Source organism: Massilia sp. P2_C2 (genome assembly GCF_056404615.1).
In genome coordinates this window covers 1-10,298 of sequence record NZ_JBFUDR010000235.1, presented here as the reverse complement: position 1 = coordinate 10,298, position 10,298 = coordinate 1, and the positions used below count along the sequence as shown (strand labels likewise).

Below are 10,298 nucleotides of genomic sequence, written 5' to 3'. Positions count from 1 at the left end.
GCCGAGCAGCTTCGCGCGCTTCAGGTTTACGAGCGTGTCCTCGACGAGGATGCAGCGTGCCGCCGACACGCGCTGGCGCCGCAGCAGGCGGCGCAGCATCAGCGTCGACGGCTTCGGACGCAGCTGGCGGTGCACATGCATGTCCTCGATCGCGACGTGGTGCGCGAACTGGCGCTGCAGCCCGAGGTGGCGCATGACGCCGGTCGAGTACGCGGTCGGCGCATTCGTCAGCAGGATCTTGCGCCCGGGCAGGCGGCGCAGCATGCGCTCCAGGCCGTGCTCGTAGCGCACGAGGTCGTGCAGCGCGCCGATGTCGTGGGTCTGGCGCAGGAAGTCGGCCGCGTCGACGCGGTGGTGGCGGATCATGCCCAGCAGGGTCGCGCCGTAGCGTTTCCAGTAGCCGACGCGGGCCGCGTCCACCGCTTCCTGGCTGGCCGGCGTGACGCCGTCGCCGAGCACCCGCGCGATGTACGCGTTCATGTTGGCGCTGATCGCCGGGAAGATCGCGTGCGATGCGTCATGCAGCGTGTTGTCGAGATCGAACAGCCAGATGGGCGAAGAAGGCTTGGACACGGGAGCGGAAAAAGCGAAAGGGAGCCCGAATTATATCGGGGCAGCGTGTCGGACTTGCTGGGGGATGCTTGAAACGAAAAAAGGGTCCGAAAAAACGGACCCTTTTTTAAATTCTGGCGGAGCGGACGGGGCTCGCCCACGTCCCGCGGGCYGCGGTTTCGCTTGCAAGCGAAACCCTTCGAGCCCCAAACCGTGCCTCCCGCAGGGCAGGCACTCTGATAGAACAAAAAAGGGTCCGAAAAACGGACCCTTTTTTTAATACTGGCGGAGCGGACGGGGCTCGAACCCGCGACCCCCGGCGTGACAGGCCGGTATTCTAACCAACTGAACTACCGCTCCGTTTTACTTTGATCGGTTCTTCCGGGACAAGATTTCTGAAACGTATGGTGGGCGCTGAGAGGCTCGAACTCCCGACCTAATCCTTGTAAGGGATCCGCTCTACCAACTGAGCTAAGCGCCCGTCACTCTGTTTCAGGGTTTTCTTGCCGACGTTTGTCATCACGTCCGAAGAGGCCCGAATCATAGCGTATCCCCTCGAAAATGCGCAAGGGTTTTTCGGGAAAAAGTGAACGATCGCCCTGCCATACGCTGGATTGAACTTAAGACAACCTGTTGTAAAGAATGCGTATGACGTGCGTAATTCTTGCATAAGCCTACATAAATACTCGACAATTGCCGTTTGACAAGCCGGCAATATTTAGACATCGACAATCAGGTGCAAGTTTGCCGAGGCCGATGGCCTGCCTTACCCAGGCGCCTCAGGAGAGACAAGCGGAGACAACGCGGCAGTTTTTTTTACTCTTCCCCAGGAAAAACTCAATGATCAAGATGTCCAAGATGCACAAGCGCGTTATCGCCGCGCATGGCGCGATGCTGGCACTCGCAACCGTACCCGGTGGCGTGGCCCTGGCCCAGACTGCGCAGCCCACCGAACTGCAGACGGTGACCGTCACCGCGCAGCGCCGTACCGAAAACATCAAGGAAGTACCGGTGTCCGTCACCGCGATCAAGGGCGAGAAGCTGGACGTGCTCGTGTCCGGCGGCGCAGACATCCGCCTGTTGGCCGGCAAGACCCCCAGCCTGAACGTCGAGTCCTCGAACGGCCGCACATTCCCGCGCTTCTACATCCGCGGCTACGGCAACACGGACTTCTCGACCTTCGCATCGCAGCCGGTATCGCTGATCTATGACGAGATCGTCCAGGAAAACCCGATCCTGAAGGGCTACCCGATCTTCGACCTGGCCGGCGTGGAAGTGCTGCGCGGCCCGCAGGGCACCTTGTTCGGCCGCAATACCCCGGCCGGCGTCGTGAAATTCGAGTCCGAAAAGCCGAACTTCAAGAAGACCGAGGGTTACTACAACCTGTCGTACGGCACCCATGGCACGGCCAATGTCGAAGGTGCCGTCAACGTGCCGCTGTCGGACAAATGGGCGATGCGCGTTTCGACGCTGCGCCAGCACCGCGACGACTACATCAACAATTACTCCGACGTCGCGAAGACGAACAAGACCGACGAACTGGATGGCTACAACGAACACGCCGAACGCGTGCAATTCCTGTACAAGCCGGATACGACGTTCAGCGCCCTGTTCAACGTGCACCAGCGCACGACCACCGGCAGCGCCCGCCTGTTCCGCGCGAACCTGATCCAGAAGGGCACGAACGATTTCGTCGACGGCTACGACCTCGGCAGCATCGTCACCAATGCCCGCAACTACCAGCACCTGAAGACCAACGGCGCCAATGCCCGCCTGACGTGGGACCTGGGTCCGGCCATCTTCCACTCGATCACCGGTTACGAGTCGGTCGGCAGCTACTACAGCCGCGGCGACATCGACGGCGGTACGCCGCAAGGCCCGGGCTTCATTCCGTTCCAGTCCGAGACGGGCGGCTTCATCGAYAACCTGAAGCAGTACTCGCAGGAATTCCGCGTCGAGTCGAAGAACACGGGGCCGCTGAACTGGCAAGCCGGCGTGTATTACTTCAAGGAAGACGTGACGGGCGGCAGCGACGGCTATAACAGCGCCACCGGTGCCCAGACGTCGCGCCAGGCCAGCGAGCAGAACAACAAAGCCTGGGCCGCGTTCGGTTCCGTGACCTACAACATCAGCGACGCCCTGTCGGTGCGCGGCGGTATCCGCTACACGGACGACAAGAAGGACTTCGCGACCGTCACCGCGATCGGTTTCACCCCGGTCGGCCCGAACAGCGTCAGCGAAAGCAAGGACAAGATCAGCTGGGACGTGTCGAGCACGTACAAGCTGAACCGTGACGTGAACCTGTACGCCCGCATCGCGACCGGTTTCCGCGCGCCGAGCATCGCGCCGGCCTCGACGTTCGCACCGGTGGGCATCACGATCGCCGACGCCGAGACGATCACGTCGTACGAAGGCGGTATCAAGGCCGACCTGTTCGAACGCCGTGCCCGCGCCGCGTTCTCGCTGTATGACTACACCATCAAGAACCAGCAGCTGACCGTGGTGGGCGGCAATACGAACGTCACCAAGCTGATCAACGCGAACAAGACCGACGGCCGCGGCGCCGAGCTCGACTTCGAAGGCCTCGTGACGCCGGACCTGCGCGTCGGCGCCAGCGCGTCGTACAACTTCACGGAAATCCGCGACCCGAACCTCTCGCTGACCAAGTGCGCAGCCTGCACGATCACCGACCCGCTGAACGCTGCGGGCCGCGTCGTCATCGACGGTAACCCGCTGCCGCAGGCACCGAAGTGGATCGTCAACCTGAATGCCCGCTACAGCATGCCGGTCGCCGATGGCGAGTTCTATGTCTACACGGATTGGTCGTACCGTTCGTCGATCAATTTCTTCCTGTACGAAGCGAAAGAGTTCACCGGCAAACCGCTGACGGAAGGCGGCCTGCGCCTGGGTTATATCTGGGCCGACGGCAAGTATGAAGTGGCTGCGTTTGGCCGCAACATCCTCGACCAGCGCCGTATTTCCGGTGCGATCGACTTCAATAACCTGACCGGCTTTACCAATGAACCGCGCACTTATGGTGTTCAGTTCAAAGGCAATTTCTAAGTTTTATTAAGCCGTCAGATCAAAAGGCCGCGAGCGATCGCGGCCTTTTTTGTTTTTGGTGGGCTCGGGGAGCCCACCCTACGATGTTGGATTGCCGTAGGGTGGGCACCCCGTGCCCACCATAACGCCAAATAGTCACGTCACATTGTTAATTATTGGGAGGCGCCGGAGCAATACCTTCTTTTGTTGAGTTCACATTTTTCCGAAGAATCTAGGTTTTAGCGCTATCAGTGCCTGAATGTGTTGTATAGACATCGAAATTCAATTGTGAATTTTTTACACGTTCATTTTTTTCGCGCTAATCTGCCGTGTCCGCTTTCAGACGGGCGCGACGTTCACACAATGGACGTCGAGACAACGAGATCTCAGGCATATCTGCCTGCGGAAAATCAAACTTTTGTGTTTTTCTAGAAAAGGAATAAACATGAAGTCTCAGCAATCGAAGTACCCGGCAATGGTAAAACTGTGCGCTGCAGCCGTCCTTGGCCTCGGCGCCGGTGTCGCGGGCGCGGGCGTGCCCACGGACGTGCCGGCCGCACCTGTCGCGCAGCGTGCAGCCGTCCCGGACCAGACCGACCGCATCATCGTCAAGTACAAGGACGAGAGCGGACCCGTCAAGAGCGGTCAGGTGTCTGCCGCGCGGGCCGCCGCGCCGCTGGCGGCCACGCGCAAGGCGATCGTCGACCGTGCCGGCCAGCAGTTCGGTATGTTGCTGAAGGAATCGCATTCGATCGCCACCGGTGCCCGCATCTTCAAGCTGGACCGCAAGGTRTCGCTGGCCGACGCCGCCAGGCTGGCGACCGAGCTGAAGGCGCGCGATGCATCCGTCGAGTACGCCGAGCCGGACCGCATGATGCACCCGCTGTTCACGCCGAACGATTCCATGTACAACCAGCAGTGGGATTACTTCGAAGCGACCGGTGGCCTGAACCTGCCGGCCGCCTGGGACAAGTCGACCGGTTCCGGCATCCGCGTGGCCGTGATCGACACGGGCTACCGCCCGCACGCCGACCTGTCGGGCCAGATCCTGGCCGGCTATGACTTCATTTCCGATACCGCCGTGTCGAACGATGGCAACGGCCGCGACAGCGACGCCAGCGACCCGGGCGACTGGGTCGCGGCGGGCGAGTGCGGCAGCGGGCGGCCGGCCGAGAACTCGAGCTGGCACGGCACCCACGTGGCCGGCACCATCGCCGCGCTGACGAATAATGGCACCGGCGTCGCCGGCGTCGCGTACGGCGCCAAGGTCGTGCCCGTGCGCGTGCTGGGCAAGTGCGGCGGCTACACGTCGGACATCGCCGACGGCATCATCTGGGCATCGGGTGGTACCGTGTCCGGCGTGCCGAACATCGCGGCGCGCGCCCAGGTGATCAATATGTCGCTGGGCGGCAGCGGCGCCTGCGACACGACGACGCAGAACGCGATCAACAGCGCCCGTTCGCGCGGCACCGTCGTCGTCGTGGCGGCCGGCAACGAATCCCAGAACGCCAGCAACAGCAACCCGGCCAACTGCGCCGGCGTGATCGCGGTGGCGGCGACGAACCGCTCCGGCGGCCGCGCCTCGTATTCGAACTACGGCACTATCGTCGACGTCGCGGCACCGGGCGGCGATAGCGGCGCCGGCATCCTGTCCACCCTGAACGCCGGCACCACGTCGCCGGGCGCCGACAGCTACGCGTCGTACATGGGCACGTCGATGGCGACGCCGCACGTGGCGGGTGTCGTCGCGTTGATGCTGGCCAAGAATCCGGGCCTCACGCCGGACGACGTCGAATCGCGCCTGAAATCGAGCACGCGTCCGTTCCTGGCCAGTTGCTCGGGTTGCGGCACGGGCATCGTCGACGCCTCGGCCGCGGTGGACGCCGCCGCCGGCACGGGTGGCGGGACCGGCACGACGATCTCGGAAACGGAGTCGAACAACACGCTCGGCACCGCCAACAGCGTGACGACGGCCGGCACGATGGTCAACGGCACGATGGGCAGCTCGACGGACACGGATTATTTTGTCGTCCAACTGCCGGCCGGCAAGACCCTGAGCGCGACGATGACGCCGAATGCGAGCTCGGACTACGACCTGTACATCTATAACAGCTCGGGTACCTTGCTGGCCCGCAGCGAGAACGGCACGGGGGCGGTGGACAGCGCGTCGTCGTCCAACACGGGGTCGACCACGGCGGCGCGGTATGTGCGCGTCGTGTACTACGCCGGTGGTACCGGTTCGACCAGTGGCAAGTACACGCTGAAACTGACCTGGTAAGGGGTGATGCGTGGGCATGGCCCACGTGTGACGCCAACAATCCTCAAACGTCCGCGTGGGCACGTTTCATTGGATTGATGCCCCCGGCATCAATCCCCMTCGGCCTCAAATGCCCACCCTACGTCGTCGGAATCGTCGGTAGGGTGGGCACCCTGTGCCCACCATGCATGCGCGCCCACATGCGTTTCAATTCGGATAATTACCGTTAAAATTCAGTTACTTACAAAAAAATTTTTCTGTGGTGAAATCCCCGAAAACAGTCCAGCAAGGGCCGTTTTCACTTATGCTGCCCAGTTCGGTTAACGAAAAAGGATGCAGCATGACGCAGCGCCACAAGATCTCCCCTCTGTTTAAACTTTGTGCAGCGGCCCTGATCGTCGCCGGCCCGCTGGTTGCCAGCGCCGCCGGCCAGGACGCAGCCCAGCCCACGCATTACGTCGTCCAGACCGATCGCCTGATCGTCAAGTACAGGGGCGACAGCGACACCGCCACGACCGGCGTGCCGGCCCGTGCCCTCGACCGGGCGCGCCAGGCCCTGATCGACCGCGCCGGCCAGCAGTACGGCGCCACCCTGCGCGCCCTGCGCGCGACCGCGAACGGTGCCCACGTTCTCCAGCTCAACCGCACGATGACGGTCGACGAGGCGCGCCAGCTGGCCGCCGAGGTCAAGGCGCGCGATGCCAACGTCGAGTACGCCGAGCCGGACCGCATCATGGTCCCGCTGGCCACCCCGACCGACCCGAGCTATACCCAGCAGTGGGACCTGTACGAAGCCACCGGCGGCATCAACGCGCCCGCCGCCTGGGACAAGTCGACCGGTGCCGGCGTCAACGTGGCCGTGATCGACACGGGCTACCGTCCGCACGCCGACCTGTCCGGCCAGATCCTGCAGGGCTATGACTTCATTTCCACGACCATGGTCGCCAACGATGGCGGCGGCCGCGACACCGATGCCAGCGACCCGGGCGACTGGACGCCGGCCGGCAGCTGCGGCGCGGGCATCCCGTCCGCGGACGAGCGCTCGAGCTGGCACGGCACCCACGTGTCCGGCACGATCGCGGCGAAGGCCAACAACGGTCTCGGCATCGCGGGCATCGCCTACAACGCGAAGGTCGTCCCGGCGCGCGTGCTGGGCCGCTGCGGCGGCTACACGTCGGACATCGCCGACGCCATCGTCTGGGCGTCGGGCGGTACCGTGACCGGCGTGCCGGCCAATGCCAACAAGGCGCGCGTGCTGAACCTGTCGCTGGGCGGCAGCGGCGCCTGCGACACGACGACGCAGAACGCGATCAACAGCGCCCGTTCGCGCGGCGCCGTGGTCGTCGTCGCGGCCGGCAACTCGAACACCAACGCGATCAATGCCAGCCCGGCCAACTGCGCGGGCGTGATCACCGTTGCCGCGACGAACCGTTCGGGCGGCAAGGCGTCGTACTCGAACTACGGCACCAACGTCACCATCGCGGCACCGGGCGGCGACAACGGCGCCGGCATCCTGTCGACCCTGAACTCGGGCACGACGACGCCCGCGGCCGATAACTACGCCTGGTACATGGGGACGTCGATGGCGACGCCGCACGTGGCGGGTGTCGTGGCGCTGATGTTGTCGGCCAACCCGAACCTGACGCCGGACGACGTCGCCGCCAGGCTGAAGTCGACGGCGCGCGCCTTCCCGGCCGCCTGCTCGGGCTGCGGCGCCGGCATCGTCAATGCCGCGGCAGCCGTGAACGCGGCGCTGGCATCCACGACCACAACGACGCCCACGCCGACCACGACCGTGACCTGGACGACCTGCGCCTCCGAAGGCGGCACCTGCTCGTTCAGCGGCACCCGTGACGTGCGCTACGGCACCGCCACGAGCTATGTGATCAAGACCCTCACGGGCCCGGTCGCGTGCACGAACACCGTGTTCGGCGATCCGGCACGCGGCTACGTCAAGTCGTGCAGCTATTCCAGCGTGACGAAGTAAGCTGAGTCTCCTCCCGCCGCCGCGTCCTGCGGCGGCGTTCCCAGCGGCGGCGTTCCCACTTGCACTAAATTCACAAACCGACGATACTGTATGCAATTACAGTAGTCGCTCGGCGCGGGCGACCGCCACCGTGAACGCCCACGTCCGCAAGATCATCCACTGCGATTGCGATTGTTTCTATGCATCCGTCGAGATGCGCGACGACCCGTCCCTGCGTGGCCGGCCGCTGGCCGTCGGCGGACGGGCCGACCAGCGCGGCGTGATCGCCACCTGCAACTACGAGGCGCGCCGCTACGGCATCCACTCGGCGATGGCCACGGCGCAGGCCGTCAAACTGTGCCCCGACCTGATCCTGATTCCACCGAACATGGAAAAGTACCGGGTCGCGTCGCGCCAGATCATGGACATCTACCGCGATTACACGGACCTCGTGGAACCGCTGTCGCTGGACGAGGCCTACCTGGACGTGACGAACTCGCCGCACTGCAAGGGCAGCGCGACATTGATCGCGCAGGAGATCCGCCGCCGCATTTTCGAGACCGTCGGCATCACGGCGTCGGCCGGCGTGGCGCCGAACAAGTTCGTGGCCAAGATCGCCAGCGACTGGAACAAGCCGGACGGGCTGTTTCTCGTGCGGCCGGGCGAAGTCGACGCCTTCGTCGCCGCACTGCCGGTCAAGAAATTGTTCGGTGTAGGCAAGGTGACGGCCGCCAAATTGCACAGCCTCGGCGCGCAGACGTGCGGCGACCTGCGCGACTGGAATATCGACAAGCTGCAGCAACACTTCGGTTCGTTCGGTGCGCGGCTGTACGACCTGTGCCGCGGCATCGACTACCGCGACGTGAATCCCGTGCGCGAACGCAAGTCGATCAGCACGGAAGAGACGTACACGCCGGATGTGCCCGACCTGGCCGGCTGCCTTGCGCTGCTGCCCGACCTGTACGAGCACCTGCTGGGCCGGATCAAGCGCAACAATGCTGAAAAATTCATCAACAAGCTGTTTGTAAAAATCAAGTTCGCCGATTTCCAGCGCACCACCGTCGAGTGCGTGGGCTATGCGCCGAACGTGGAAACATACCGCCGGCTGATGGAGACAGGGTGGTTGCGTGCGAGCCGTCCCGTGCGGCTGCTGGGTGTCGGCGTGCGCCTGAGCGATACGGAAACCGTCGAGCAGCTGAGCCTGTTCGATGAACGTTCCGAACATGCAACACATTGAAAATCCGTGGGAACTGACGTGAATCTTGCTGCTAGTCAGCGTGTAGAATGTCGTTCCTTTGCATTCCCGAGATAACTGAGAGCAACCTTTTATGTGGTTCAAGAATCTGCAGATCTACCGCCTGCCCACCAACTGGGCGTTCACCCCTGAACAGATGGAAGACGCGCTGCAATCGCAGGCTTTTACGCCCGCCAGCAGCAACGAATTGCTGCGCCAGGGCTGGGATTCGCCGCGCGGCAACGGCAAGCTGGTGCATGTGGTCAACAAGCAGATGCTGATGATGCTGGGCACAGAAAAGAAACTGCTGCCGAACTCGGTCATCAACCAGGTCGCCAAAGCCAAGGCCGCCGAGCTGGAAGAGCAGCAGGGCTTCCCGCCGGGCAAGAAGGCGATGAAGGAATTGAAAGAACGCGTGGCCGACGAACTGCTGCCGCGCGCATTCTCGATCCGCAGCAATGTGTGGACGTGGATCGACCCGGTCAACGGCTGGCTCATCGTCGACGCGGCCAGCCCGAGCAAGGCGGACGATGTCATCAAGCTGCTGCTGAAGGCCGTCGATAAACTGCCGCTGGAATCGCTGCGCGTGCAGCGTTCGCCGGTCGCCGTGATGACGGGCTGGCTGGAGTCGGACGAGGCGCCGTACAACTTCACGATCGACCAGGACACGGAACTGCGCGCCACGGGCGAGAGCAAGGCTGCCGTGCGCTATGTGAAGCACTCGCTGGACCCGGAAGACATCCGCCGCCACATCGCCTCCGGCAAGCAGTGCACGCGCCTGGCCATGACGTGGAACAGCCGGATCTCGCTGGTGCTGACCGAGCAGCTGGCCGTCAAGGGCATCAAGCCCCTCGACGTCATCAAGGAGAACGAGACCATCACCTATAGCGATGATGAGCGGTTCGATAACGACGTCATGCTGATGACGGGCGAGCTGGCGAAGATGCTGGCGGATCTCGTCGAGGCGCTGGGCGGAGAAGCAAAAGCGTAACGTTTCGATACGGTGACGGTAGATACCGTCTCGCCCGTCAAGCCTCACATGGCGTAATTTGGGTCATATGGCCTGCCTGTGTGCACAACACCAAAGCACAGGTGGGCCAGCTTGCGCATGCAGGCGCCGATGACGGCCATTTTGGTTTTGCCTTTGGCGAGCAGGCGTTCACTGAAGGCCTTGATGTGTGGGTTCCATTGGCGGGCGACCAGGGCTGGCATGTATAGCAGGCGACCAGGGCTGGCATGTATAGCAG

Annotated in this window: 6 protein-coding genes, 2 tRNA genes and 1 pseudogene; 5 read left to right on the top strand and 4 right to left on the bottom strand. The window is 63.3% G+C overall.

What is annotated here, in order from left to right:
- The 3 genes from AC1DYX_RS22520 to AC1DYX_RS22510 all read right to left on the bottom strand — a co-directional run.
- Positions 1–573, bottom strand: a 573-nt coding sequence (locus AC1DYX_RS22520; protein WP_477262967.1) for an HAD-IA family hydrolase, incomplete at its 3' end; no start/stop codon positions are given.
- A 262-nt stretch (positions 574–835) separates the two neighbouring features.
- A tRNA-Asp gene (locus AC1DYX_RS22515) sits at positions 836–912 on the bottom strand.
- Positions 913–957: 45 nt separating this feature from the next.
- Positions 958–1,033, bottom strand: a tRNA-Val gene (locus AC1DYX_RS22510).
- A gap of 359 nt (positions 1,034–1,392) precedes the next feature.
- Here AC1DYX_RS22510 and AC1DYX_RS22505 point away from each other — a divergent pair.
- The 5 genes from AC1DYX_RS22505 (at position 1,393) to AC1DYX_RS22485 (ending at position 10,042) form a co-directional block, all read left to right on the top strand.
- Positions 1,393–3,615, top strand: a complete 2,223-nt coding sequence (locus AC1DYX_RS22505) for a TonB-dependent receptor (RefSeq protein WP_477262965.1) — start codon at positions 1,393–1,395, stop codon at positions 3,613–3,615.
- Between the two features lie 424 nt (positions 3,616–4,039).
- Positions 4,040–5,872 carry a S8 family peptidase gene (locus AC1DYX_RS22500; RefSeq protein ID WP_477262963.1) on the top strand — a complete coding sequence of 611 codons (1,833 nt, stop codon included), beginning with the start codon at positions 4,040–4,042 and terminating at the stop codon, positions 5,870–5,872.
- 319 nt (positions 5,873–6,191) lie between these two features.
- On the top strand, positions 6,192–7,838 hold the full coding sequence (locus AC1DYX_RS22495; protein WP_477262961.1) for a S8 family peptidase: 1,647 nt from the start codon (positions 6,192–6,194) through the stop codon (positions 7,836–7,838).
- 130 nt (positions 7,839–7,968) lie between these two features.
- Positions 7,969–9,054, top strand: a complete 1,086-nt coding sequence (dinB, locus tag AC1DYX_RS22490; RefSeq protein ID WP_477262959.1) for a DNA polymerase IV — start codon at positions 7,969–7,971, stop codon at positions 9,052–9,054.
- Between the two features lie 91 nt (positions 9,055–9,145).
- Positions 9,146–10,042, top strand: a complete 897-nt coding sequence (locus AC1DYX_RS22485) for a recombination-associated protein RdgC (protein WP_477262957.1) — start codon at positions 9,146–9,148, stop codon at positions 10,040–10,042.
- A 44-nt stretch (positions 10,043–10,086) separates the two neighbouring features.
- Here the strand turns inward: AC1DYX_RS22485 and AC1DYX_RS22480 are convergent.
- Positions 10,087–10,298: pseudogene (locus AC1DYX_RS22480) on the bottom strand (hypothetical protein); the annotation flags it as partial.

What these genes read in the sequence shown, in the direction of transcription:
- AC1DYX_RS22485 (WP_477262957.1), top strand. Translation starts at nt 9,146, where the DNA reads ATGTGGTTCAAGAATCTGCAGATCTACCGCCTGCCCACCAACTGGGCG.
- AC1DYX_RS22495 (WP_477262961.1), top strand. Translation starts at nt 6,192, where the DNA reads ATGACGCAGCGCCACAAGATCTCCCCTCTGTTTAAACTTTGTGCAGCG.